Genomic DNA, 25,338 nt, shown 5'->3' on the forward strand with positions numbered 1-25,338 from the left:
TAAAATGCCTAAAATTCAAGAAAATAGGGGTGCTGGCACTGTTCAGCCAAGTGAAACCACAGAACAATCTGATAAATTTACAAAAGTCAAAGCTGAAGAAGGGGCTGTGAGTCGGCTTAAAATGACCAAAAGAGTTGATGAAAACAGCATTCATGCTCGTTTTGTCAAAGCGATCGGTAATGACTTAAATGCAAAAGGAATGAAGGCTCTCTTAGCAAAACTCAATTGCTCAGAGACAATGAAAAAAATCCCAGATGGCTTTCCAGCTTCCATGTTCAATGCTTTAGAAAATGGAGAGATGACAGTTGAAGTTGCAAAAAAGTTACTCACTGAATTTGATCAAGATTTAAAAGGCAATCTGTCTGCTGGTCAAGGTGTTCAAGTCTTTAAAATGAATATATCAGCTCACGATAAATTAGAAATATTGCAACATTTCGATGATGATTTGAGGAAAGGGGAGTTTGCAGATTATTTAGCTTACAAACTCATCATCGTCGCAGCAAATGAACAAAACTTAAAAGAAGGCGCTGATTTAAGAGCATTTTTTGACTCAATGGTAACAGCCTATGAGACAGATGAGACCTTTCTTGAAACTTTTGATGATCATCTTGATACCTTGATTACCAGTAACCAAGTCCAAAATGAATTATCAATGGCCGTACACGGTAAATTGAAAGCAGATACCGAAACACCAATCAAAGAGAACATTTCAGAAAAACTCAGAGATGTCGATTTTCTCAAATCATTGCTAAGCGAAGGTGAGGTGCAAGATCTTCTCACAAATCTTAAAAAGCTGAAATCAGCGAAAGATGTGGAAGAGGCAGCTAAAATTGAAGAAACACCTGATATTAAAGATGAATTTGCACTCTTATTAGAATCTGAAGAGTTTGGAGAGTTCATTAAAGCCTTTGGCGAGCATATCTCAACACGGCTTGCAGACAATCCACATCTGCTTAAAAGCTTAAAAGATGCAGAATCTTTTCTGATTGAGCAATTCAATCAGATGGTTTCAGACGTATTTGAGAGTGACCACGACCTTGACAAAGATCCTCTAGGTAAAACCTTTATAGGACTTGTGAAAAAGTTCACAGAACTTCTTGAACCCGGAGATGTCAAAAAGGTTGAAAAATCAAGAGCCAAAAAAGTGGGCGCTATGATTGTATTGATTTTGAAAAAGACGCTTCAAGGCGTTAAAAACTCATATCAAATGTATATTGTTGCCGCCGGCGTCATTACGCCACTTGTACCTATTTTAATTGGCCTCGGTGTCTCAGGACCAATTGGTTGGGGGATTGGAGCCGGTCTTTTGGGGGCTTTGATTTTATATGCCTTTATCAGAGGCGTCATGGGCGCTGCCATCACAAAAGAAATAGAAGCGGTCAAAACAGCTGCTGAAGTTCTTGCACCGATGGCTGCTGCAATGCCAAAAAAAGAAGGCGCTCCAGAAATGGATCCAACTTTCAAACTGATTTTAGACTTTGGCCAAAAAAGAGCAAAAGAACAAGAAGAAGCCGACAAAAAGAAAAAAGAGGAAGAGGCCGCAGCTCAGGCATAATCAGTGTGATAAACATATTGAGGGCACATCCATATCATCACACTAATAAATTCTATAATTTGTATTATGGAAAGTGACTATAGTAAGAACTAGGAATATATTATCATTACAGACTATTTCTCTGTAGTTTGCCTTATCGCCTCAGCCAAGACAATACTTGCTGAACAAGCCAAATTTAAAGATCTCACTTCTGGCCTCATGGGAATAATCACGGCATGCTGGGCTTGTTCATGAACATAATCTGCAACCCCTGCGCTCTCACTCCCGAACAATAAAATATCATCATCTTGAAACTCAAAATCCCAAAATGAGGTTTTGGCCTTTGTTGTCAGCAGAATCACTCTTTTCTGTGCTGAAACATCTTTAAAATGCTCCCACGATGCATGGCGATGCAATGTCAAATAATCAATATAATCCATGCCAGAGCGCTTTAATTTAGGCTCGGATAAAACAAATCCCATAGGCTCAATCAAGTGTAAATCCACATCAAAACAAGCACATAGGCGCATAATAGCCCCTGTATTTTGCGGAATATCGGGCTGAAATAAGGCAACAGAAACCATGATCAAATAACTTTCTTTCGGGTTCTTTTCTGAGGAAGCTTATTATAAAACACCTGCCAAAAATGGCTTTTCTTCGGCACATCAAGGGAAATTTTCACATGATGAACGTAATGCTCTTTGATATAAAGCGAATCGAGCTTTACGATATCCTTTTCAGTTGTAATCAAATCTGCCTCTAATGTTCTGCGTAGCGTTGCTAACTCTTTTAAATCTGATTTTGTATAATGATGGTGATCTGAATAGGCAATTTTTTTCACAAAATGATAACCCATAGCCTCAAGCATATCAAAAAATTTATCAGGATTCGCAATGCCTGCAAAACCAACCAATGGTGTTTTTGTTTTAAAACCGGTTAAAGACTCTGGATCGATCACAACATTCGCTCGTAAAACCTTATCCTTTGGTAACTGAGTCTGACAAAATGGCTCAATCGCACTTGCACCACTAATCACAAAAAAATCAACTTTATCAATTTGTTTCTGTGTTAAACGACGTCGTAAAGGCCCCGCCGGAAAACAAAATCCATTTCCAAAGCCAAAATGAGCATCGATCATACAAATAGAGAAATCTTTATAAATTGTCGAATTCTGAAGACCATCATCCATAACGATATAGTCATGGCGTTTCAGCCCTTCTATAAATTGGAGCCCCTTTTGTTTATTTTTAGAAATAACAACATCGTACCCTCTCATCGCTAACATAAAGGGCTCATCACCAACTTGATCAGCTATCATCACGTCAGGATCTATGAGTAAAGGCCCCTCCTCGCGTCCCTTGTATCCACGACTTAAAATACATACAGATTTGTTTTCTTTCCTGAATTCCGCAGCTAAAAAATCTACAAAGGGCGTTTTCCCTCCGCCACCGATTGTAAAATTACCAACGCAAATCACAGGAATGCGTGATTTATAAGGTGTTGTAAACACAGTCCTCAAATATGAGCCAAACTCATAACAAAGAGCGAGTGGCATGAATAATAAAGGAAGAAATATAGACTTTTGAGCTTTCCAGAAAAGCGGTTGCTTTAAGGTCATTTAAGAAGAGATCCTTGAGAATAAGTACGGATTTTTTGCATGAAAGAGTTGTTTTATTCTATCCAAAGTTGAAGCCAATGTCATCTTTTTTACATCGACCAATTCAGAGGCTCTTTTTTGATAATCACTTGCCACTTTTTTATCCTGAAACACAACTTTAAGTCCTTTTTGTAACTCATTTATATCATTCACAAAAATCATTGCATTTTCAGCTTTAAAGTCTGCACATATTTGGAGAAAATTTCCATAATGCGGCCCCATAAAAACAACTGACGAGCATTGTGCTGGCTCAATAGGATTGTGCCCTCCCCATGGAATGAAAGATCCACCAATCACGCAATAAGGAGACAATTCATAAAAAAGGCCCATATCTCCAATTGTATCAACCAGATAGACATCCACCCCTCTGATTTTTTCCACAGTATAATCGCTTGATTCAGAATGACGAAGTATCTTTAATTGAAACGAATCAGCTAATCGTTCGATTTCTTCTCGTCTACTCGGATGCCGCGCGGCTAACACGAACAAGAGGTTTGGATATTGCTCCTTGAGGCCTGCATAAATTCCAAAAAACTGCTCCTCTTCCCCTTCATGAGAGCTTGCAAATAGGCATAATTGCCTGCCCTTCAATAATCCCTCAAAACGTTTTTTCTCAGAAAGATCAACATATGGCTTAGGAGCGCCATATTTCAAATTTTCCAATAAAGACAAATTATTAGCACCAAGAGTTAAGAATCTATCTGAATCATGAGATGATTGCACAAGACATAAATCAAAGGTACGAATTGCCTCACTGACTAAAGGCTTAAACCATGACCAAAGTTTAAATGATTTCAATGACATACGTCCATTCAACAAGCAGGCAGGAATCGATCGTTTTTTGGCGTCGGTTAAAAGAGATGGCCAAATCTCAGATTCAAGCCAAATAATGGCATCTGGCTGCCAATGATCATAAAAGCGCCTCACCCATTTGGGATGATCTAGCGGAATAAACTGATGTATAACCCTTTGACTTTGAATTCTTTTTTCTAAAAGCGCTGCTGATGTCACTGTGCCCGTTGTAAATAAAATCGTCAAAGCTGGATCTTCTGCTAGAAAGTTTTCAACAACAGAAATGGCTGATAAGGCTTCGCCAACACTGGCGCCATGGATCCAGATAAGAGGTCCATTTGGCCTTTGCTTTGTGGTGATGCCATAACGCTCAGACAAGCGCTCAGGGATTTCTTTTTGATGATTTGCTCTATCTTTCAAATACATAGGCACAAATGGAGAGGCAATGTACCAGAGAGATTGATAAACGGATTTTAATATCATGATAGATCCATTTCTGTTTTTGTTTTTAGACCTTCATCAGGAAAATACAGGTTAAAATCATCAGACGTTAGGTGTGTCATTGCCTCCGTTGAACCTAAAGTAATCGCATGTTTTAAAGCTCTAACCCCCAATTCTGGATGTTTTTCTTTTTGCATCAAAGCCCAAGAAACGAGCGCATCCTGAACTTTCAAAGTCACTGAATGACTCTCTATTCCTTTTCTCATATAATAATAAGCCAAAAGACAGAGAACCCAGAGATAGTTTCTACCTGAAGAGGATAAAGATAAATAATTGTCAAAATCAATATACCAATCAAATGCATCACGCTCTTTACAATCTTTAGCATTCAGCATAAAACCATCGATTTGACCTAATCCAACACGACATCTTCGCGTAATCTGAGAAGATGATGCTTTATAAACGCCTGTAATCTCAACACATTCTGTATCAGGCACCCAATACAAATGCTCAATTTTTCTGATATTGTTATCGACCACTATCATACCAACCATTTAACGACTCATCATCTGATCACGCGCCGCTTTTAACTTCTGGAAATCATCACCGGCATGATAAGAAGAACGTGTTAAAGGCGATGCAGACACCATCAAAAAGCCTTTACCAAAGGCCATTTTCTCGTAGGATTGAAATTCGTCTGGCGTTACATACCGATCAAGCGCTGCATGTTTTAAAGTTGGCTGTAAATATTGCCCAATTGTCAAAAAGTCTACATCAGCAGCTCTTAGGTCATCCATCACTTGCAGAATCTCTTCGCGTGTTTCACCCAAACCAACCATCAGGCCAGATTTTGTGAATATGGTTGGATCATGCGTCTTTACTTCCTGCAAAAGGCTCAGAGACGTGAAATAACGCGCACCAGGGCGAATAGATGGGTACAATCTCGGCACTGTCTCTAAATTGTGATTAAAAACATCAGGACGTGCGATTGCAACTGCTTCAATCGCCCCAGGCTTTTTCATAAAGTCAGGCGTTAAAATTTCAATAGTTGTTGCTGGCGATGCCGCTCTGATGGCGAGAATAGTACGAACAAAATGATCAGCCCCACCATCATCAAGATCATCACGATCAACTGAGGTAATCACAACATGCTCAAGACCCATTTTTGCAACAGCTTCAGCAACATTATCTGGCTCATGCGGATCTAACTGATCTGGACGCCCAGTCGCAACATTACAAAAAGAACATGCGCGTGTGCAAACTGACCCTAAAATCATGAATGTCGCATGCTTTTTCTGCCAACATTCACCAATGTTCGGACAGGCTGCTTCTTCGCAAACAGTATTTAACTTCAAACTCCGCATCAAATCACGCGTCTCATGATAAGTCTGAGATGTAGGGGCTTTCACACGAATCCAATCAGGCTTCCTCAAAATAGGTGAATCAGGACGATTCCTCTTTTCAGGATGACGGATTTTTTCTACATTTTCTTCTAAATTCAATGACATAAGAGAGACTTCTTCCTTTTGACTTTACATGTGAATAACTTGACCATAAGCATCCAGAACAGATTCATGCATCATTTCTGAAAGGGTTGGATGCGGGAAAATTGTATGCATTAATTCTTGTTCTGTCGTTTCTAGAGTTTTACCAACCACAAAACCTTGAATCAATTCAGTGACTTCAGCACCGATCATATGAGCACCTAAAAGCTCACCTGTCTTTTGATCAAAGACCGTTTTGACCATACCTTCTGTGTCACCCAAAGCGATTGCTTTACCATTAGCCATGAATGGAAAACGACCAACCTTGACTTGATAGCCTTTTTCCTTTGCAGCAGCTTCCGTAAGCCCTACAGAGGCAATTTGCGGGAAGCAATAAGTACAGCCAGGAATATTTTCCTTTTTCATTGGATGAACGTCTTTTTTGCCTGCAATATATTCAGCACAAATAACTCCTTCATGACTTGCTTTGTGCGCAAGCCACGGAGCACCAACCATATCACCAATGGCATAAATATTTTTCTCGCCTGTTTGTAAAAATTCATTTACAACCAGATGACCACGATCTAATTGAATAGCCCTACCCTCAAGGCCTAAATTCTCTGTATTTGCAACAATTCCGATTGCTGAAATAACGCGCTCAACATCAACAGAAATCGCTTTCCCTTTTTGATCAATTTCAACTTGAACAGTGTTTCCTAATTTATTGATCTTACTAACTTTTGCGTCAGTAACAATTGTCATTCCTTGCTTCTCAAAAGATTTCTTTGCCAAGGCCGAAATCTCTGCATCTTCAACTGGTAAAATTCTATCCATCATTTCAACAACAGTTACTTTTACGCCCAATGCATTGTAGAAGCTTGCAAATTCGATGCCAATGGCCCCAGATCCGATCACTAAAATTGATTTTGGTAAATAATCTGGAACCATCGCCTCACGATAAGTCCAAACAGCTTTTGGATCAGGCTCCAGGCCAGGTAAAACCCTGGCTCTAGCGCCGGTTGCCAGAATAACATTTTTTGCTTTTAGAGTGAGTTGCTCTTTGCCGCTATTCATTGTTAAAAGAACGTCCGTCCCTTTACCTAACTTTGCTTCAGCCTCAAAGACTTGGATTTTGTTTTTCTTCATCAAATGCTGAATACCATTTGATAATTGAGTTGCGACGCCTCTTGACCTTTGAACCATTTTCTCAAGATTATGTTTTACACTACTGATTTCAAAACCAAATTCATCTGCATGTTTTAGAAGTCGAGCAATTTCAGCTGAACGTAAAAGAGCCTTTGTTGGGATACAGCCCCAATTCAAACAAATGCCACCCAAGTGCTGCTTTTCAGCGAGCGCGACTTTTAAACCCAACTGTGCACATCGAATGGCAGCCACATATCCGCCTGGACCACCGCCGATAACGACAACATCATATTGATTTTGTTCCATTTTATCTTTTCTCTTTTGAGTGAAAATATCGATTTTAAACTAAAGCCAAACTCGGATTTTCTATATATTTCTTAAAGGCTTGCAAGAATTGTGCGCCAACCGCCCCATCAACAGAGCGATGGTCAACTGATAAAGTACAAGTCATCATATTCGCAATAACCATCTGTCCTTTTTTCACCACAACACGCTCTTCACCCGCGCCAATTGCAAGGATACAAGATTGCGGAGGATTAATAATGGCACTAAATTCTTTAATACCATACATCCCAAGATTCGAAATTGTAAAGCCACCACCTTGGAATTCTTGTGGTTTTAATTTATTATCACGCGCCCTTGTTGCCAAGTCTTTCATTTCAGCTGACACTTGAGATAATGATTTTTCATCTGCTGATTTGATAATTGGCGTTACAAGGCCTGCTGGCGTTGCAACCGCAACAGAAACATCAACACGCTTATACCGTAAAATGGCCTCATCAACCCAAGACGCATTCGCATCAGGTATATCTTTAAGAGCTCTTGCTACTGCTTTGATAATAAAGTCATTTACGGAAATTTTGTAAGCTTCTGAATGAGAGTTAATTTCTTTACGCATTGCGAGTAAATGATCCAATTCACAATCCACTGTGAGATAGAAATGGGGGATTGTTTGCTTTGATTCTGTGAGACGCTGAGCGATGATTTTACGCACTGCTGAATTAGGTGCCTCTTCATAAGGCATACCCAAAGCATCAGCAAGTGATTTTGGCCCTGGACCAGCTGGAATAGAACGTGATGACACAGATGCAGGAACTGCCACCAAATTAGCATTTGCAGGTGCATTCAAAACATCTGCCTTCACAATACGACCCCGTGGCCCAGATCCTTTAATTTGAGAAAGATCGATTTTTTTATCTGCTGCGATTCTTTTGGCAAGAGGGCTCGCGATAATGCGCGATTGCATTTGTGCAGAAGGTTGAGCTTGTGTCATTTTCGGTGGCTCCTCTGGTCGTGATTTAGGTTCAGAAGAAACAGGAGGAGCCATCATCTGCGGTGCTCCTTTTTTCTGATAAGTATCGAGACTTGATTTATCTTCACCTTCTTCTAGAAGCAAAGCAATCAAAGAATTGACCTTAATGCCTTCAGAACCCTCTGGAACAAGGATTTTACCCATAATCCCTTCTTCAACAGCTTCAACTTCCATGGTTGCTTTATCTGTTTCAATCTCAGCGATAACATCACCAGATGCAACTGAATCACCAACAGATTTAAGCCACTTGGCTAATTTTCCTTCTGTCATCGTTGGTGACAAAGCGGGCATCAAAATTTCAATAGGCACAGTCAGCTCCTTTTTACACTTTATCTTTGATAACATACTTTTTGAACGGCAGCCACCACATCTGCAGGCTGAGGCAATGCCATTTTTTCAAGATTAGCAGCATAAGGCAAAGGAATATCTGCACCATGAACACGGATAACAGGGGCATCCAAGTCATCAAAACCCGATTCCATGATCTGAGCCATAATCTCAGAGCCAATACCTGCAAATGGCCAGCTCTCTTCAAGAGTTACAAGGCGATTTGTTTTGGAAAGACTTTTCAGAACAGTCTCAATATCCAATGGACGAATCGTCCGCAGATCAATCACTTCAGCACTGATGCCTTGTTTTAGAAGCTCATCTGCCGCTTCTAACGCAACACCGACCATCTTTGAGAAAGTCACAATAGTTGCATCGGTCCCTGCTCTCACTACTTTTGCTTTTCCGATTGGCAAAACAAAATCAGGATCTTCAGGCACATCAAAACTCACACCATAAAGCATTTCATTTTCAAGGAAAACAACAGGGTTTGGATCACGAATAGCTGCTTTTAAAAGACCTTTTGCATCACCTGCACTATAGGGCGCAATTACTTTCAGACCAGGCACATGCCCATACCAACTCGCATAACATTGTGAATGCTGAGCGCCAACTCTAGCTGCTGCGCCATTCGGACCACGGAACACCATTGGACATCCCATCTGACCACCAGACATATAAAGTGTTTTAGCCGCTGAATTCACAATATGATCAATAGCTTGCATTGCAAAATTGAAGGTCATAAACTCAATAACTGGCTTAAGACCACCAAAGGCAGCCCCTACGCCTAGTCCTGCGAATCCATGTTCTGTAATTGGTGTGTCAATCACACGATCCTCACCAAATTCCTGAAGTAAGTTTTGGCTCACTTTGTAGGCCCCTTGGTACTGAGCGACTTCTTCACCCATCAAGAAGACAGTTGGATCACGACGCATTTCTTCCGCCATTGCATCTCTGAGCGCTTCTCTGACAGTTAATTTGACTGTCTTTTCATAGAATTTGGCCTCATCAATATCGAGAACAGCCTCAGCTTTTGGTGCTGCAGGCGCAGTTTGAGCTGATGGCACTTCAACGAGCGCTGATTGAGACGGCGCTGCTGGCACTTTCAAATCGATAACATTATCCTTGCTTTCACCTTCTTCAAAAAGAACCGCAATTGGAGTATTAATTGCAACATCGTCAGTTCCATCTGGAACAAGAATCTTGCCGAGAATACCGTCATCAACGGCTTCGACTTCCATCGTCGCTTTATCTGTTTCAATTTCAGCGAGAATATCACCTGATTGAATTGCATCTCCCTCACGTTTCAGCCATTTGGCAAGACGACCCTTGGTCATTGTCGGAGAAAGAGCTGGCATTAAAATTTGAATTGACATTATTTCCTCTTTAAACTGTGATCATCATGTTATGCGCTGACGAGAACGTCTGTCCATAGCTCAGATGCATCTGGCTCTGGGCTCTGCTGTGCAAAGTCAGCTGACTCTGCAACCAAGGCTTTGACTCTTTTATCCATCTCTTTGAGTTCTTCTTCAGTGATCATTTTTTTCTCAAGAAGATACCCTTTCAAATAATCAAGCGGATCTGACTCGCCCTTGACCTTTTCAACTTCTTCCTTGCTACGATATTTAGCAGGATCTGACATCGAGTGACCACGATATCGATATGTTTTTGCTTCAAAAAGCATAGGACCTTTGCCTGAACGAATATAGTCAAATGCGTCAGATGCCTCATGATACATCTCAACAACATTCATCCCATTCACTTGTTTGCCTGGAATGCCGTAAGAAGCGCCACGTTGATAAAGCTCACCGGCAGATGATCTCTCCTGAGCCGTTCCCATCGCATATTTATTGTTTTCAACAACAAACAAAACCGGTAATTTCCACAGAGAAGCCATATTGAAAGACTCATAAACCTGGCCTTGGTTGATAGCCCCATCTCCAAAATAACAGACACAAACGCCGTTATCTTTTTTATACTTATGTGCAAAACCTAAACCAGCACCAATTGAGACTTGAGCTCCAACAATACCATGTCCGCCGAAAAAGTTCTTTTCACGGCTGAACATATGCATAGATCCGCCCTTACCTTTTGAATAACCACCACTGCGTCCTGTAAGCTCAGCCATAACACCCTTTGCATCCATACCGCAGGCGAGCATATGACCATGGTCACGATAGCTTGTAATCACTGTATCATTGGCTTGTTGTGCTGCTTGAATTCCAACCACAACAGCTTCTTGTCCAATGTATAAGTGGCAAAATCCGCCAATTAAACCCATTCCATAAAGCTGTCCAGCTTTTTCTTCAAAGCGACGCAAAAGGAGCATGTCCTCATAAAACTTTAAATATTGCTCTTTAGATAGAGCCTCTCTTTTTTTCGTCATCGTCTTTATATACCCTTGCTGTTAATTGGTACTTATAAGTTTCTTCAAAACTTACCTAGCCTTTACATACTTTACAAACAAAAAAATAACAATTTGATAAAAACATTATCTCATACTCTCTTCTTTTTTCGTTAAAACGAGAATTTGCCAGTCTTGATAAGCCTTCTCATAAATCAAGTCAGCGCCATGCTTTATATGTGCATTTAACACATCTTCTTTTTGGTTAACTAAAAGCCCTGCCAAAATCAAATGGCCACCAACGGCTAGTTTTTTCATTGCCGCTTCAGCCATCAAACAAAGAGGATTCGCCAAAATATTTGCAAAAATCAGATCAAAGGCCTTGTGATCCTCTACTTCTTTTGTATTATATCCATCACCACAAAAAGCTGCAACACGTTTATTCAATTGATTTTTTTCTAAATTAAATTGGCTGACTGTCACAGCTTCCGGATCATTGTCAACAACAAGAATATCAGTCACATCAGGATAAAGTTTCGCTGCTGCCATACCCAGAATTGCTGTACCACAGCCCATATCAAGAATAGAAGCTGGGGTGATTTTATCTTTCATAGCCAACAGCGCTTCAAGACATCCTCGTGTTGTGAAATGCTCACCCGAACCAAAGGCTGTTGCTGCATCTAATTGTAAAGCGTGAAACCCTGCAGGTGGCGCCTCTGCAATATGAGAGCCATAGATGTAAAATTGATCGCCAATGGTGAGTGGTGGGAAGCCTTCGTATGATTTTTTAAGCCAATCCTCATCAGCAATTTCTTCAAGGGATAACGCAAAAGGTTCATCAGTTGACCTTTGCAAGGGCAACATATTTTGGATATCTTCTAAATCAGGCTTTTCCTCAAAGAAAATCTGAACGCCCCATTTTTCAATCGATTCATCAATTTCCAAAAGGCTATAAGTTGGAAAAACCTCATCCAACATTGACTCAACACGTAAGAGATCAGACACATCTAGCTCAAACGAAACTTTATACTTCAGAATATTTTCTTCCACAATTCACCTAAATCAAAGACCTGCAGCTTCAGCCACAACTAAAAAACCAGACATAACCTTTTTCTCGCCTGCTTTATCAAAAAGAACAGTTACTTTATCACTTTCCACAAAAGAAACAACCCCATATCCAAATTTTTGATGAAAAACCCTAACGCCTTTCTCAAAAATTGAACTTGCCGTAAAATCATCAGCAGGTTCGCTCATATACCGATTTTTCTTTTCGAGAGATAAAGGCGGCTTATCAATCATCTGATTTTTGTAATATGACTGCTGAGACCATTTTTGCTGCACTTGATAATTAGATTGCGATTGCGTTCGCTTGATAACAACAGCACTCGCCGATAATTCTTTTAAAAACCGTGACGGCAGCATCGCATCCCATGTTCCATACATGCGCCGATTCTTAACATGTGAAATAATCAAACGCTCCCTTGCCCTTGTCATCCCAACATAGGCAAGGCGTCTTTCCTCTTCAAGGCCTTGAACGCCATTATCTTCCATTGCTTTTGGATTTGGGAATACACCCTCCTCCCAGCCTGGCAAGAAAACAACATTAAACTCAAGCCCTTTCGCTGCATGTAAAGTCATGAAAGTAACAAGATTCTGCTCAGTTTGGCTTGCATTATCCATCACGAGAGAAATATGCTCCAAAAAGCTCTGCATCGTTTCAAATTCGCCAATCGCATTGATTAACTCATTTAAATTCTCAAGACGACCTGGCGCTTCAGGGCTTTTATCTTGTCGCCACATCTCAATATAACCAGAGTCTTTTAAAATTGACTGCACAACATCTACATGCTTCGTATGAGCTAAAGAGTCACGGCATTTTTTGATATTATTGACAAATTCAAAAAGAGTTTGCTTCATTTTGGGTTTAAATTCATCCGTTCCCAACAGACGATCCGTCGCCTCCAACAGGGAAATTTGCTCACTACGCGCAACATGATGAATCAATTGAAGCGTTGAAGGACCAATGCCTCGCTTTGGCGTGTTAATGATGCGCTCAAATGCAAGATCATCCTGAGGTTGTACAATCAGACGAAAATAAGCAATCGCATCTCGAATCTCAAGCCTTTCATAGAATCTTAAACCACCGATTACTTTATATGGCAATCCAACGGCCAGAAACCGTTCTTCAAATTCACGTGTTTGATAACCAGCACGAACCAAAACAGCAATCTCAGATAACGAAACGCCTTTTCTCTGGAGCTTATCAATCTCAAGAGCAATAAGACGCGCCTCTTCTTGCCCATCCCAAAAAGAATGAACCTCAACTGGCAGGCCTTTATCTGATTCTGTCCAAAGCGTTTTGCCCAATCTAGATTTGTTTTTCTCAATCAATGTGCCCGCACATGAGAGAATATGTCCTGTGGAGCGATAATTTTGCTCAAGACGAATAATTGTAGCACCAGGAAAATCAGCCTCAAACCGTAGAATATTATCAACTTGAGCACCGCGCCATCCATAAATGGATTGATCATCATCGCCAACACAACACAAATTTTTATGATGCTGCGCCAAATACCGAAGCCACAAATATTGAGCAACGTTTGTATCTTGATATTCATCAACCAGAATATATTTAAACCGATGTTGGTATTGCTCAAGAATCTCAGAATGATTCTTAAAAATCTGAATCACGTGCAGCAAAAGATCACCAAAGTCACAAAGATTTGATGCTTTCAGGCGCTCTTGATAAAGACTGTAGATTCTTTTCATCTTGCCTTCAACCAAAAATCGCTTTGCATCCGATCCGATTTGTTCTGGCAAAAGAGCTCTATTCTTAAAATAATCTATGGTTGATTTGACCATACGCGGCGGCCATTTTTTCTCATCCACCTCTTCATCTTTCAGAATCTGCTTAATCAAACGCAACTGATCATCATCGTCCAAGATATTGAAATTCGACTGCAAACCAATTTTTTCTGCATGAACACGCAAAATACGCACTGCAATCGCATGGAAAGTTCCAATCCACCAGCCTTCCGTCTGATGCCCTAAAAGCATGTTAACACGTTCATGCATTTCAGCTGCGGCTTTATTGGTAAATGTCACGGCCAGAATTTCATGCGGAGAGGCTTTTCCTGTATTCAGCAAATGAACAATACGTGTCGTGAGAACTCTAGTTTTCCCTGTGCCGGCACCAGCCAAAACCAAGACAGACCCATCCGTTAAAAGAACAGCTTCTTTTTGTCTCTCATTCAGCAAGTCCAAGTACGACAAGGGGGATGACACTGGAACCTCTTGATTTTCTTCAATTTCAATATTGTATGCATATTCATTCATACCCTTTTATAACACCTTTTTTCAAAAAGCAAAATTCAATTTCATCCTTTTTTTTAGAGAGAGGAGTTGCTATGATAGAAAACAATAAAAATAAAGGCAAATAAGATGAGCAAAAAAACACATTACAAAAACAATCTTAAAAGCGATGTTGCTTGCTTAATCAAAGCCGCTCAAAGAAAAGGATTCTGGGGAAAGCTTAGAGGCTATTTTCTGGCAGGAATCCTGATCACCGCCCCTATTTCTTTGACCATATATCTCGGTTGGATTTTTATCGATTTTATGGATACAAAAGTCTCAGGCATTTTACCCGATAAATACAATCCTGAAACCTACCTCCCTTTTAGCGTTCCAGGCCTTGGCTTTTTAATCTTTCTGATCGTTATCACACTTATTGGAGCACTGACAGCTGGCTTTGTTGGTCGATATTTTATCAACCTTAGTGAACGTATCGTCACAAGAATGCCGATCCTGAGATCAATTTACGCCGCGATCAAGCAAATTTTTGAAACAATCCTCTCAACGCAATCGAGCGCCTTTCGTGAAGTGGTTCTGTTTCAATATCCACGACCAGGAATCTGGTCATTAGGCTTCATTACGGGCCTGACTGAAGGTGAAATTCAAGATCTGACAGAAGATGAAGTCCTCAATGTTTTTCTGCCAACAACGCCAAATCCAACTTCTGGATTTCTTCTTTTCATTCCTAAAAATGATCTGCTCTTTCTTGAAATGTCCGTTGAAGATGGCATTAAAATGGTTGTATCTGGAGGAATTTTGACACCTAAGAAATTAAAGGAAAAGTCAATAGAAACAAAAAATTACGCATAATACTTAAGAAAAGAGATTACGAGTACATACGCCTTACTGCTTCTGCACGACCACTCTCATCTAGCTCCTCTTGTTTATGCGCATTTTTTAACCGAGCGTGCCTTGACAATAATTCATTCTGAACTCTCTTTATTGCAGCAAATTCTTGCATTCTTGGAAGCAATTTCAAATTCAATGTCGTTTTATCAACACCTTCACCACCCTCTTTTATATTTTCCTCTTCAAGCTGGTCAAATATTTTCTTTGTAATTTGCATTAATTTTTCTTCGAGCAAGACAATATTTAAATAGGTGAATGACAATGGTAAAGGAACAGATGAATTTAGAAAATAATCAATCAACATAACAACATGCGATTGACTTTCAAACTCAACATTAAAGTGAGAATTCACATATCTGATTGAATCACTCATCTTCATAAACTCACTTTGAAGAGTCTCAACGGCCCTCTCTTTTATATTCTGTTCTGGATTTTCAAGATTGGCAATTGCTGTGATGACTTTTTCGGCCGATACTGAAAACAGGACAATAGATATTCACCTTGTGGTGTTATGGTTACCTTAGAAAAACAAGGATGTCTTTCCAAGAAAACAGCCGCCTCCATCTCTTCTTGATGAGGGTAATTCAGTTGATCAAAAACATATTTAGGGATAGGTTGAATAATTAAAGAGCTAGCATTTACAGCATGTTGCGATAAACTTTGGTTTGGTAAGGGCATGAACCGCTCCTTCACGTTATTATTCAACCATCTGAATTAAAAGAATAAATTGACTTTTAGTTTGAAAAGCTTTATTCTGTACTCTCCTACTCTTTAGGCTAGATTAAAAAAATTACGAATCAATTAAGATGATCGTTTAAATTCATTACTTTATTAATCATAAGCAAAGACTGGAAATCCATCATAAAGAGCCCTCTAAACGCGGGGCTTGATGGTTTTATTTTAAAATTTTAAAAACTATGTTATGATATTGGCAGAAAACCGACTTGATAATATAAGTAAACAGAAAGAAGACACTACCGTGACTATGAATAAAGATCATTTTTCAAAAAAGAAGAAATCTCACAAACAACAATCTCATATTAAATCCTTTGATTTAAAAACAACACCCCACAAAAAATTTACACCTCCAGCTGATGAAAACTGGTTTGTTTCCCTTGGTGGATCTGGTGAAATTGGAACCAACTTAAACTTCTATGGCCATGACGGAAAATGGCTAATGGTTGATTTTGGTATTTCATTCGGTAATGACATGACACCAGGTGTTGATGTGATTATGCCAGACATTTCATTTGCTGCCGAACATAAGCGCGACATTGAAGCGCTGATCGTCACACATGCACATGAAGATCACTGCGGTGCTATCCCTTATTTGTGGCAAAAACTAAAATGCCCAATTTATTGCACCCCTTTTACAGCAGAAATTGTCAAAGCAAAAATGCAAGAATCTGGTGTTAATTTAGAAAACAACTTACATGTTGTCCCCCTTGATTCTGAAATTGAACTCGGACAATTTAAAGTTCATTTCATTAGCATGACACACTCAATCCCTGAATCATGTGCTTTATTTATCCAAACAAAAGCCGGAAACGTTGTTCATACTGGTGACTGGCGTGTAGATGAAAACCCAATTGTTGGCCGTAAAACAAACGTTCCATTCTTAAAACAAATTGGCGAACAAGGTGTTGATGTAATGGTTTGCGATTCAACAAATGCAAACGTAAAGTCAGTTGACGGATCAGAACTTGAAGTTGAGGCCACCTTACGCCGTATCTTTAAAGATTATAAGCACCGTGTTTTAGTCACTTGCTTTGCCTCAAACATTGGCCGTGTTGTTAGCGTTGCGCGTGCAGCTCATGAGCAAAACAGAAAAGTGGCTCTTGTTGGTCGATCACTCTGGCGCATGACTGGTGCTGCTAAAGAGACAGGCTATCTTGCCGGGATTGATAATTTCATTTCAGAAACTGATATGAGAAACTATGCCGACGATGAACTCGTTCTTATCTGCACAGGTAGCCAAGGCGAAGCACGTGCTGCCATGTCTAAGATTGCTAGAGGCGAACATCAACACGTACGCATTAAGCCATCAGACTTAGTCCTTTTCTCATCACGTGAAATTCCAGGAAATGAATTAGCGCTCAATCGCGTGAAAAACAACCTGAGTCAGTTAAATGTGAAATATATGACAGCCGATGACGAAATGATTCACGTTTCTGGTCACCCAGCACAAGATCAATTATTACAGCTTTACCAATGGGTTAAGCCAAAAATATCTGTGCCTGTTCACGGTGAAGTCATGCATCAAACAGCCCATGCTGAAATTGCACATGCAGCCAATGCAAAACAAGTTGTAATTCCTGACAATGGTGATTTGTTCAGCTTTAAAGATGGCGCTGCTCATTTGATTGATAAAATCAAAACAGGTAAATATGCATTGCAAGGTGATAAGGTTGTTGCTTTTGATGAAGATGTCATTCGCGATCGTTTCAGAATGATGAATTCTGGCCTTGTGATGATTACACTTGTGCTCGACGAAAATGGAGAAGTTGTCTCTGATCCTGTTGTCAGCACCATGGGTATTTTCGATGAAAGCGACTACGATATTGGACGCGTTGATGAAATTATCTATGATACTCTTGGATCAATGAACCCTTCTCAAATCGAACAAGATGCTCTGATTGAAGAAATGATTGGCCCAAAAGTCAAAAGATACTTCTCATCTCGTTATGGTATGAAACCAAACCTCAAACTCCATATTGCAAGGGTATAAAATTATGCTAAAAAGACTAAACCATGTGGCAATCGCCGTTCCTGATTCAGAACAAGCAGCAGCTCATTATGGTTTAGTCTTTGGCATGACGCCCTCTTCTGTCCAGATATTGCCTGAACATGGCGTTAAAGTTGTTTTTGTTGAAACAGAAAATATGAAGATTGAATTCATATCACCTCTTGATGACACATCCCCTATCGCGAATTTTTTAGAAAAAAACCCAAAAGGCGGCATTCACCATCTTTGTTTTGAGGTCGATGATGTCACAAAATCTCTGGCTCATCTGCAGAGCATAAACATCAATCCTGTAGGCTTTAAGGAGCCTCGTATTGGCGCTCATGGTAACCCTGTCATCTTTCTATCACCTAAAGATTTTTATGGCACATTGTTGGAACTTGAAGAAATCCCTTCGTAAGAACCTTGCCATTTATTTTTAAATATATTAAAGTTTCAGTAAGTATAATCCTTTAATCTCGAATGTCCTATGCAAAAAAATAAGAATGAGCAGACACCATGACATCCACAATTGACTTGAAAATTTTAGAGACTCTCTCTTCAAAAATTTGCCACGATCTCGTGAATCCCATCAGCGCAATCAATAATGGCGTTGAATTGCTTGAAGATAGTAGCAATGATGGAAATTTCTCAAAAGAAGCAATCAAAATGGTTGAATTTTCGGGAGATCAAGCCTCTAAACGGCTCCAAATTTTCCGTTATGCTTATGGACAGCTCTTATCCGGCACAGGCACCCCCCTTACAAAAATTGTTGAAACCATCAACTCATTTCTATCAAGCAGCCGTATTTCTGTTGAATTCCCTACCAATTTCGCAGCATCGCCCTTAATGAAAAAAGATGGCTTCTTAAGGCTTTTGATCAACGCCTTTCTCTTTTCATTCGAAATTATGCAAATCGAAGGCACAATCACTGTTCAAGATAATATTTCTGTCGATGGAGAAGCTCTCTCATTGCATATTTTTGGAAAACATAAAGACATTAATGCTGAAGTTCTTTCAGGGCTCCAAGGACGCAGCAATGCGAATGACGTATCTGTTCAATCGATCACCGCCTATCTGCTAGGATGCTATGTTCGTCAGTATGGCGCAACCATTGCTTTAGAGGTGACAGATGAAATTAACATGACCCTCAAACTGACAATGCCAGAACAAGGAGTCGTCAGCTCCACACAGCTGAACTAGCCCCCCCCTATTTGCCCTTCATAAAATTTGTTTCCTCGAGAAATTTTATTTCATCTGGTGTGCTCTTTCTGCCCAAGATCGAATTTCGATGCGGAAAGCGCCCAAATTGCACAATGACGTCTCGGTGTTCAATTGCATATTTCAACGTATACTCATCTCCCAGAGCCTCAAAAAGAGCAACAGAATAATCCTGATTTTCAATCTTTTCACTATGCTCAAAAGGAAGATATAGGAATACCCTTTGCGTAGGTAAAAGGTTCTGGTCATATTTTTTGTCTAATGCATCCCGGCTAACGCTGAGAGCCATTGGGTCTGAAGCAAAAGCTTGAGGTGTACCTCTGTACATATTTCTTGGGAATTGATCGAGCAAAATGACTAAGGCCAAACTTCCTTTTGGTGTTTCTGAAAGCGCATTTAATTTACCTGCAACAGCTTCAACATAGATGGATTCAAATTGTGTTTTGACCTGTTGATCAAACTCAGGTGAGCTTTGAAACCAAAAATCTTGAAAATGACCATAGGTGTCCGATTCAGGATCTCCGAACCAGAAGTTTAGTATGGATGATATAATCAATTGAGATGACATTACTTTCCCTTTTTTTTGCTAATAGCTTTCTGAGGAAAATGGCGTGCCCGAAGGGATTCGAACCCCTGACCCACAGCTTAGAAGGCTGTTGCTCTATCCGGCTGAGCTACGGGCACGTAATGAAACATTTTATAGCAATCGTCTCATGTGATTTTATAGCTCATTTGACAAGAAAATCCAAGCTCTTTTTTTGAAAAAAAGAATAATAATATCTCGGCAGATCACAGAATAATACTCAAACGAGAGTTATAAACTCATCATGACTGTATTGATTTTAGAAAGAGGGTTTTTAAAAGTGGTCGGGGCGCCCAGATTCGAACTGGGGGCCCCCTGTACCCAAAACAGGTGCGCTGACCAGGCTGCGCTACGCCCCGACATATGCTTTTAATTTAAAGACGAAGGATAAAATTTCTTTTAACCCCTCTTAAAAATTTTAAAGCCATTTTTTAACTTACTTGTATTTCTAACCCATCCAGACGAATTTATCAAGTCTCTTTTTTGAAATTAGAGAACTTTTTTTATGAGCTTTAAAATAATCGAGCATTTAGAACGAGATCACCAGCCTTCAAATGATTTTTATCAGCACCTCCGCCCTTGATTTCCAGTACTCCCATCACCGGAACATCTGATGAAATCTCTTCAATTGACAAAGGCGTCACATTTTTTTGTATTTTCACAATGCGGCCATTTTCAGCAATAAAGAGCATGTCTAATGGAATAATCGTATCTTTCATCCACATTGACACAACTTTTGCAGGATCAAATGAAAAAAGCATCGCTTGATCATCTTCAACCTTATCAACAAAACTAAGACCTGAAGCAAGTTCATCAGGTGTCGAAGCAATTGCACCTTTAAAAATCACACGCCTATGATCCTGAGTGATGACCATAATTGTATGATCATAATTAATCTGTCTTTTTGTTGGCTTTAAAGGTTGCTGGGTGGCTTCTACTAAAAAAATGTGTGATCCTGTCGCAAAATGCGATACTACAATACCCACAAGACCTAAGAAGAGCGTTACAAGGATATATTTTTTTATATTCATCTGTGTCATCCTTTCTTATAGCATGCTCAGAGTAAATTTTTGTTAAATGAAGAAGATATAACTGAGTAACACGAAGAGCGGCAGCAACGTAATGCAAGCAATGAACATATATGAGAAAAAGCCAGGCATCTTGATGCCATTATGTTCAGCAATTGATTTCACCATAAAGTTTGGCGCATTTCCTATATAAGTCATGGCTCCCATAAAGACAGCACCTGCTGAAATAGCAACCAATGTCTGAGATAAAGTTGTCATAAGCTCTGTCACATGTGCATTGGTTGCATTAAAAAACACTAAATAAGTCGGTGCATTATCTAAGAAACTTGATAAAGTGCCCGTGAGCCAAAAGTACATTAATGGATCCGGCTCACCATTCCGATTCACAAGAGCAATCAGAGAATGAAAGGCCCCCTTCTCTCCTGCTTTTAACATAGCAAGAACAGGGATAATTGTCATGAAGATCCCAAAGAAAATTTTTGCAACCTCAAGCAAAGGCTCCCAATTAAAATCATTCAAACGATGTGTTTCTTCATGTGTGATCCAAAGCGAGAAAAGCGCAATCAAAATCATACCACCATTCACAACCATTTGCGTGTAAGTAAACATCACATCAAAAATCATCACACCTTGATCTGTCTGATATTTCCCCCCCAAAAAGAGCAACAGAATGATTGCAACCAGCGGGATAAAGTTCCATTTCCCTTCAACATAAAAAAGCTTGGTATCTTGGTGAAACTTTTTTGGATGATCATCTTCTTTTGAGAAAAAGTATGTATCAACAATAAAAAAGATCACCAACACTGAAAACACCATAAATAGCATCGGCTTTAGGAGATGACTTGTTGGCCAGAAAAATGATACCCCTTGCAAATATCCAAGAAAGAGTGGTGGATCACCAATTGGCGTCAAAGATCCACCGATATTTGAAATCAAAAATATAAAAAACACAATAACATGAACCTTATGATTTCTATATTGATTCGCCTTAATAAAGGGTCGAATCAGTAAAATCGATGCCCCTGTTGTTCCCATAATACTTGCCAAAAAGGATCCAAACATCAAAAGAGCCGTATTGATTATAGGTGTTCCTACAAAATTTCCAACAATTCGAATGCCTCCTGTCACTGTAAAAAGAGCAAACAACAAAATAATAAAGGGCAGATAATCATGTAAAAAAGTTGCCAAAATATGGTGCGTTACAATATGTGCCTCTATTATAAAATAAGCAGGCATCACAAAACAAAGAGCCCATGCTAAGGCGATTTTACCGTAATGATGATGCCAGATTTTTGGTGCAAACAATGGAAACAAACCAATTGAAAGTAAAATCCCTGCAAAAGGGATACCCCATAATAATCCCATCGTCTCGACTGGAAAAGCAAATTGATGCATCTTATTCCTTTATTATTATTTTTATCCGAAAGAGCCCACTTTTGTCACCCCCGCCTTCCCCCTACGCCAAGGCTTCGGAGCGACAGGTCGCAGGAATAACAACTATCTAGATTAAACCACTATTCGAGGAATATTCTATGCTGTATTTGAAGGAATGATCAATCAAAAAGAGACGAAACGGATTCTTCCAGAGAAATACGCTTAATTGCCTCAGAGAGCAATGATGCAATTGAAATATGCCGAATGGAATTAGATTCAGCAATCGCTTGGTTTGGCTCAATACTATTTGTTACAACCAATTCGTCCAATGGAGATTTTGTAATTCTTTCCAGCGCCGGACCAGATAAAACACCGTGTGTCGCATAAGCAATCACACTTAAAGCACCAGCCTCTTTCAAAGCTTTTGCAGCATTGCACAGAGTTCCTGCACTATCAACGATATCATCAATAATCAAACATTTTCTGTCTTGAACATCACCAATGATATTCATTACTTCTGAATGACCTGGTTGCTCACGTCTTTTATCGATGATTGCAAGATCAGCGTTCAGTCTTTTTGCAAGACCACGTGCACGAACAACACCGCCCACATCAGGCGATACAATCACTAAATTCTCATTGCCATATTTTTTTTCAATGTCCTTTGCAAAAACAGGTGATGCAAAAAGATTATCCACAGGGATATCAAAAAAACCTTGGATTTGGCCTGCATGTAGATCAAGCGTTAAAACACGATCGGCACCTGCAATGGTAATCAAATTTGCAACAAGTTTTGCAGAAATAGGTGTTCTTGGACCTGTCTTACGATCTTGCCTTGCATAGCCGAAATAGGGAATAACTGCCGTGATCCTTTTGGCAGATCCCCGTTTTAAAGCATCTATCGCAATCAAAAGCTCCATCAAATGATCATTTGCTGGATAAGATGTAGATTGGATGATAAAAACATCCTCTCCACGTACATTTTCATGAATTTCAACAAAGATTTCCATATCGGCAAAGCGGCGAATTGTTGCAAGCGTCAGCGGAATATTCAGCTGTTCACTAATTGAACGTGCAAGAGAGAGATTACTATTACAGGAAAGAATTTTCATTTATGATCCAATGGTAAGAAAGAAGCAACAGAGAGATAAAAACATACTAACAGATTGATAGCAAAGAGCCAAGCTTCTGTAAATATATTTTTGAAACGTCTATCGATCCTTTATATCGCCTTCCGTTCAAAATTATGAATCGCATGAATGTGTCTGACTGTACCACTTTTCGACCGCATAATGATGGAATGAGTCTCAGCACCTGTTGGCCAGCGACGTACGCCTTTGAGCATTGATCCATCTGTTACACCCGTTGCTGCAAACATCACATTGCCTTTAGCCAAGTCCAACAATTCATACTTACGATTCAAATCTTGAATACCCCAACGCTCTGCTCTTTTACGCTCATCATCATTGCGGAATAAAAGCCTTCCTTGCATAAAACCACCAACACATCTAAGCGCAGCTGCCGCCAAAACACCCTCAGGTGCACCACCTGTTCCCAAATAAAGATCAACACCAGATAAAGGATTTGTTGTTGCAATCACACCACTCACATCACCATCAGAGATCAGCATAATCCGAGCCCCTGCCTCTCTCACACGCGCAATCAGCTCTTCATGACGCGGGCGATCCAATATGCAAACCAACAGATCATCAACATTTCCTTTTTTGGCCTTAGCAAGGTTTCTAATATTCTCAAGAGGTGTTTGATCCAGATCAACAACACCAGAAGCAATACCAGGACCTACAGCAATTTTATCCATATAAACATCTGGTGCATTTAAAAATCCGCCTTCTTCAGCCATTGCAATGACAGCAAGCGCATTTTGACCACCTTTTGCCGTAATGGTTGTGCCTTCCAGAGGATCAAGAGCAATATCAATCTTTGGACCACGACCTGATCCAACTTTCTCACCAATATAAAGCATAGGCGCTTCATCGCGCTCGCCCTCACCAATAACCACTGTTCCATCAATCTCGAGAGATTGAAGTGTTCTGCGCATTGCATCAACAGCAACTTGATCTGCTTTTTTCTCATCACCACGACCAACTTCAAGCGATGCTGATAAAGCCGCAGCCTCTGTCACACGAACCGCTTCAAGCGCTAAATTTCGTTCTAATACATTTGAAAAAGTTACGCCGTGCATGTGTGTCTCCTATATGCTTTTTTGTTTATTATCGTGTAAATACTTTGAGTTCATTATCTTGCATCCGGTCAAGGGATGGGAAATAAGATTCATCTAGCTGATCGCTATATCCATAGAAAATACGATCAGAGCGAATGCCTGAGGATAATAAAAGTCTCACCACTCTTTTCAATCTTTTTTGACCTAAAGTATCAAATCCCAGAAGGCTTTCATTCCTTTTGGCAACAACGACGATCTTATGGTCTTGTCTTTGGACATTTTTGCCAAATTTTAGAACCTGCTGTTCTTGATTCGGCAGAAAATCAAATTCATCTCCCTCAAAGACAACTGTATCGGCAAGCAAAAAATGCTTTGTCACCTTTTTCACATTCACAAGAGAAAAAGGCCCCCTGTTTTCAGACTTGCTTTGAGCATATTGAGACGCAATTTCAATAGATTGATCAGTCTTATTCTTAGAATCAAAATCATCTGTATCGTCAAAAAAAACACGCTCAGGCACATCGCCTAAATTTGGGAAAGATTTCTGTGCATTTGCTTCATGACGTGCTTTCATTTCACCACTTTGAATTTGATAATCCTCTACACCATCACTTAAGTGATTAAAATCACAAGCTGACAGAGTCAATAAAGCAATGAGAGTCCCGAAAATTTGACCCTTTATAAAACTATTTGATTTAAAAACCGTCACTCTTTTCTCCTCTTTGTAGAGTCAATTCTACATCATGCTAAAATAAAAACGTTGATAATGATAGAAGATTGTTAATTGGCATTATAGTATACCTAGCCATTTCCAGTAAGTTAATGAAAAGACAAAACTCAGCACATACACAACAATTGTCAGAGCAATACCTACTCTCATAAAATCTTTAATCGTAAAGCTTTCAGTACCATAAGCAACCATACTTTGAGGGCTATTCACAGGTAAAATGAAACCAAGACTAATAAAGAATTGCATAAGCAACGTTACGCC

At 39.7% G+C, this 25,338-nt stretch carries 25 protein-coding genes and 2 tRNA genes; 5 read left to right on the top strand and 22 right to left on the bottom strand.

Translation table 11 applies throughout. The features are described from left to right. Nucleotides 1-4: 4 nt before the first annotated feature. Entirely contained in the window at nt 5-1,555 is a 1,551-nt protein-coding gene (locus KBF71_02655) for a hypothetical protein (GenBank protein MBP9877218.1), read from the top strand. Nucleotides 1,556-1,668: 113 nt separating this feature from the next. Here the strand turns inward: KBF71_02655 and KBF71_02660 are convergent, their stop codons facing one another. From KBF71_02660 to KBF71_02710, 11 genes are all read right to left on the bottom strand, one after another. Then, nucleotides 1,669-2,121, bottom strand: coding sequence for a tRNA (cytidine(34)-2'-O)-methyltransferase (locus KBF71_02660; GenBank protein ID MBP9877219.1), 453 nt, complete (start codon nt 2,119-2,121; stop codon nt 1,669-1,671). Then, entirely contained in the window at nt 2,121-3,152 is a 1,032-nt protein-coding gene (gene lpxK, locus KBF71_02665; protein ID MBP9877220.1) for a tetraacyldisaccharide 4'-kinase, read from the bottom strand. Before lpxK ends, KBF71_02660 begins: the two co-directional genes overlap by 1 nt. Beyond that, the gene (locus KBF71_02670) at nt 3,153-4,466 is read right to left on the bottom strand and encodes a 3-deoxy-D-manno-octulosonic acid transferase (protein MBP9877221.1); all 1,314 of its coding nucleotides are present in this window, start codon (nt 4,464-4,466) and stop codon (nt 3,153-3,155) included. After that, nucleotides 4,463-4,978, bottom strand: coding sequence for a hypothetical protein (locus KBF71_02675; protein ID MBP9877222.1), 516 nt, complete (start codon nt 4,976-4,978; stop codon nt 4,463-4,465). The genes KBF71_02670 and KBF71_02675 overlap by 4 nt, the downstream gene beginning before the upstream one ends. Then, complete coding sequence (gene lipA, locus KBF71_02680) at nt 4,979-5,932, bottom strand: lipoyl synthase (GenBank protein MBP9877223.1); 954 nt, start codon at nt 5,930-5,932, stop codon at nt 4,979-4,981. Between the two features lie 24 nt (nt 5,933-5,956). Next, nucleotides 5,957-7,360 (bottom strand): dihydrolipoyl dehydrogenase, encoded by a 1,404-nt coding sequence (gene lpdA / locus KBF71_02685; protein ID MBP9877224.1) that lies wholly within the window; start codon nt 7,358-7,360, stop codon nt 5,957-5,959. Between the two features lie 34 nt (nt 7,361-7,394). Then, nucleotides 7,395-8,675: a pyruvate dehydrogenase complex dihydrolipoamide acetyltransferase gene (locus tag KBF71_02690; protein MBP9877225.1), complete on the bottom strand. Its 1,281-nt coding sequence runs from the start codon at nt 8,673-8,675 to the stop codon at nt 7,395-7,397. Between the two features lie 20 nt (nt 8,676-8,695). Then, complete coding sequence (locus KBF71_02695; GenBank protein ID MBP9877226.1) at nt 8,696-10,069, bottom strand: pyruvate dehydrogenase complex E1 component subunit beta; 1,374 nt, start codon at nt 10,067-10,069, stop codon at nt 8,696-8,698. A 29-nt stretch (nt 10,070-10,098) separates the two neighbouring features. Next, a complete protein-coding gene (gene pdhA, locus KBF71_02700; protein MBP9877227.1) occupies nt 10,099-11,079 on the bottom strand; it encodes a pyruvate dehydrogenase (acetyl-transferring) E1 component subunit alpha in 981 nt (326 codons plus the stop codon). Nucleotides 11,080-11,184: 105 nt separating this feature from the next. After that, nucleotides 11,185-12,087 carry a 50S ribosomal protein L11 methyltransferase gene (locus KBF71_02705; GenBank protein ID MBP9877228.1) on the bottom strand — a complete coding sequence of 301 codons (903 nt, stop codon included), beginning with the start codon at nt 12,085-12,087 and terminating at the stop codon, nt 11,185-11,187. Nucleotides 12,088-12,099: 12 nt separating this feature from the next. After that, the gene (locus tag KBF71_02710; protein MBP9877229.1) at nt 12,100-14,373 is read right to left on the bottom strand and encodes a UvrD-helicase domain-containing protein; all 2,274 of its coding nucleotides are present in this window, start codon (nt 14,371-14,373) and stop codon (nt 12,100-12,102) included. Between the two features lie 105 nt (nt 14,374-14,478). Between KBF71_02710 and KBF71_02715 the strand changes: the two genes are divergently transcribed. Continuing rightward, a complete protein-coding gene (locus KBF71_02715; GenBank protein MBP9877230.1) occupies nt 14,479-15,198 on the top strand; it encodes a DUF502 domain-containing protein in 720 nt (239 codons plus the stop codon). A 16-nt stretch (nt 15,199-15,214) separates the two neighbouring features. Here the strand turns inward: KBF71_02715 and KBF71_02720 are convergent, their stop codons facing one another. Further along, complete coding sequence (locus tag KBF71_02720) at nt 15,215-15,610, bottom strand: hypothetical protein (GenBank protein ID MBP9877231.1); 396 nt, start codon at nt 15,608-15,610, stop codon at nt 15,215-15,217. 41 nt (nt 15,611-15,651) lie between these two features. Further along, the gene (locus tag KBF71_02725; GenBank protein MBP9877232.1) at nt 15,652-15,915 is read right to left on the bottom strand and encodes a hypothetical protein; all 264 of its coding nucleotides are present in this window, start codon (nt 15,913-15,915) and stop codon (nt 15,652-15,654) included. A 301-nt stretch (nt 15,916-16,216) separates the two neighbouring features. On the opposite strand from KBF71_02725, the gene KBF71_02730 reads away from it, so the two are divergent. The 3 genes from KBF71_02730 to KBF71_02740 all read left to right on the top strand — a co-directional run bounded on the left by KBF71_02730 (nt 16,217) and on the right by KBF71_02740 (nt 19,162). Continuing rightward, on the top strand, nt 16,217-17,965 hold the full coding sequence (locus tag KBF71_02730) for a ribonuclease J (GenBank protein ID MBP9877233.1): 1,749 nt from the start codon (nt 16,217-16,219) through the stop codon (nt 17,963-17,965). Nucleotides 17,966-17,969: 4 nt separating this feature from the next. Continuing rightward, nucleotides 17,970-18,380: a methylmalonyl-CoA epimerase gene (gene mce, locus KBF71_02735; protein ID MBP9877234.1), complete on the top strand. Its 411-nt coding sequence runs from the start codon at nt 17,970-17,972 to the stop codon at nt 18,378-18,380. Between the two features lie 98 nt (nt 18,381-18,478). Continuing rightward, on the top strand, nt 18,479-19,162 hold the full coding sequence (locus tag KBF71_02740; GenBank protein ID MBP9877235.1) for a hypothetical protein: 684 nt from the start codon (nt 18,479-18,481) through the stop codon (nt 19,160-19,162). A 7-nt stretch (nt 19,163-19,169) separates the two neighbouring features. Here KBF71_02740 and KBF71_02745 read toward each other — a convergent pair whose 3' ends face one another. From KBF71_02745 to KBF71_02785, 9 genes are all read right to left on the bottom strand, one after another. Beyond that, nucleotides 19,170-19,748: a DUF924 domain-containing protein gene (locus KBF71_02745; protein ID MBP9877236.1), complete on the bottom strand. Its 579-nt coding sequence runs from the start codon at nt 19,746-19,748 to the stop codon at nt 19,170-19,172. Between the two features lie 39 nt (nt 19,749-19,787). Continuing rightward, nucleotides 19,788-19,864 (bottom strand) — tRNA-Arg (locus KBF71_02750). Nucleotides 19,865-20,044: 180 nt separating this feature from the next. Then, nucleotides 20,045-20,122 (bottom strand) — tRNA-Pro (locus tag KBF71_02755). Between the two features lie 153 nt (nt 20,123-20,275). Further along, the gene (locus KBF71_02760) at nt 20,276-20,794 is read right to left on the bottom strand and encodes a DUF192 domain-containing protein (GenBank protein MBP9877237.1); all 519 of its coding nucleotides are present in this window, start codon (nt 20,792-20,794) and stop codon (nt 20,276-20,278) included. A gap of 42 nt (nt 20,795-20,836) precedes the next feature. Continuing rightward, a complete protein-coding gene (locus KBF71_02765) occupies nt 20,837-22,186 on the bottom strand; it encodes a sodium:proton antiporter (protein ID MBP9877238.1) in 1,350 nt (449 codons plus the stop codon). 158 nt (nt 22,187-22,344) lie between these two features. Then, nucleotides 22,345-23,277, bottom strand: a complete 933-nt coding sequence (locus KBF71_02770) for a ribose-phosphate pyrophosphokinase (GenBank protein MBP9877239.1) — start codon at nt 23,275-23,277, stop codon at nt 22,345-22,347. A gap of 110 nt (nt 23,278-23,387) precedes the next feature. Then, nucleotides 23,388-24,368: a class II fructose-bisphosphatase gene (gene glpX / locus KBF71_02775; protein ID MBP9877240.1), complete on the bottom strand. Its 981-nt coding sequence runs from the start codon at nt 24,366-24,368 to the stop codon at nt 23,388-23,390. Between the two features lie 28 nt (nt 24,369-24,396). Beyond that, complete coding sequence (locus tag KBF71_02780; GenBank protein ID MBP9877241.1) at nt 24,397-25,056, bottom strand: hypothetical protein; 660 nt, start codon at nt 25,054-25,056, stop codon at nt 24,397-24,399. 81 nt (nt 25,057-25,137) lie between these two features. Beyond that, on the bottom strand, nt 25,138-25,338 hold a 201-nt coding region (locus tag KBF71_02785; GenBank protein MBP9877242.1), incomplete at its 5' end, for an anion permease.

Source organism: Alphaproteobacteria bacterium, from assembly GCA_018063245.1.
Classification (GTDB): Bacteria; Pseudomonadota; Alphaproteobacteria; order JAGPBS01; family JAGPBS01; genus JAGPBS01.

Coding starts and splice junctions, on each gene's coding strand:
- KBF71_02655 (MBP9877218.1), top strand. CDS start 5: ATGCCTAAAATTCAAGAAAATAGGGGTGCTGGCACTGTTCAGCCAAGT.
- lpxK (MBP9877220.1), bottom strand. CDS start 3,152: ATGACCTTAAAGCAACCGCTTTTCTGGAAAGCTCAAAAGTCTATATTT.
- KBF71_02670 (MBP9877221.1), bottom strand. CDS start 4,466: ATGATATTAAAATCCGTTTATCAATCTCTCTGGTACATTGCCTCTCCA.
- KBF71_02675 (MBP9877222.1), bottom strand. CDS start 4,978: ATGGTTGGTATGATAGTGGTCGATAACAATATCAGAAAAATTGAGCAT.
- lipA (MBP9877223.1), bottom strand. CDS start 5,932: ATGTCATTGAATTTAGAAGAAAATGTAGAAAAAATCCGTCATCCTGAA.
- lpdA (MBP9877224.1), bottom strand. CDS start 7,360: ATGGAACAAAATCAATATGATGTTGTCGTTATCGGCGGTGGTCCAGGC.
- KBF71_02695 (MBP9877226.1), bottom strand. CDS start 10,069: ATGTCAATTCAAATTTTAATGCCAGCTCTTTCTCCGACAATGACCAAG.
- pdhA (MBP9877227.1), bottom strand. CDS start 11,079: ATGACGAAAAAAAGAGAGGCTCTATCTAAAGAGCAATATTTAAAGTTT.
- KBF71_02710 (MBP9877229.1), bottom strand. CDS start 14,373: ATGAATGAATATGCATACAATATTGAAATTGAAGAAAATCAAGAGGTT.
- KBF71_02715 (MBP9877230.1), top strand. CDS start 14,479: ATGAGCAAAAAAACACATTACAAAAACAATCTTAAAAGCGATGTTGCT.
- KBF71_02720 (MBP9877231.1), bottom strand. CDS start 15,610: ATGAGTGATTCAATCAGATATGTGAATTCTCACTTTAATGTTGAGTTT.
- KBF71_02725 (MBP9877232.1), bottom strand. CDS start 15,915: ATGCCCTTACCAAACCAAAGTTTATCGCAACATGCTGTAAATGCTAGC.
- mce (MBP9877234.1), top strand. CDS start 17,970: ATGCTAAAAAGACTAAACCATGTGGCAATCGCCGTTCCTGATTCAGAA.
- KBF71_02740 (MBP9877235.1), top strand. CDS start 18,479: ATGACATCCACAATTGACTTGAAAATTTTAGAGACTCTCTCTTCAAAA.
- KBF71_02745 (MBP9877236.1), bottom strand. CDS start 19,748: ATGTCATCTCAATTGATTATATCATCCATACTAAACTTCTGGTTCGGA.
- KBF71_02760 (MBP9877237.1), bottom strand. CDS start 20,794: ATGAATATAAAAAAATATATCCTTGTAACGCTCTTCTTAGGTCTTGTG.
- KBF71_02765 (MBP9877238.1), bottom strand. CDS start 22,186: ATGCATCAATTTGCTTTTCCAGTCGAGACGATGGGATTATTATGGGGT.
- KBF71_02770 (MBP9877239.1), bottom strand. CDS start 23,277: ATGAAAATTCTTTCCTGTAATAGTAATCTCTCTCTTGCACGTTCAATT.
- glpX (MBP9877240.1), bottom strand. CDS start 24,368: ATGCACGGCGTAACTTTTTCAAATGTATTAGAACGAAATTTAGCGCTT.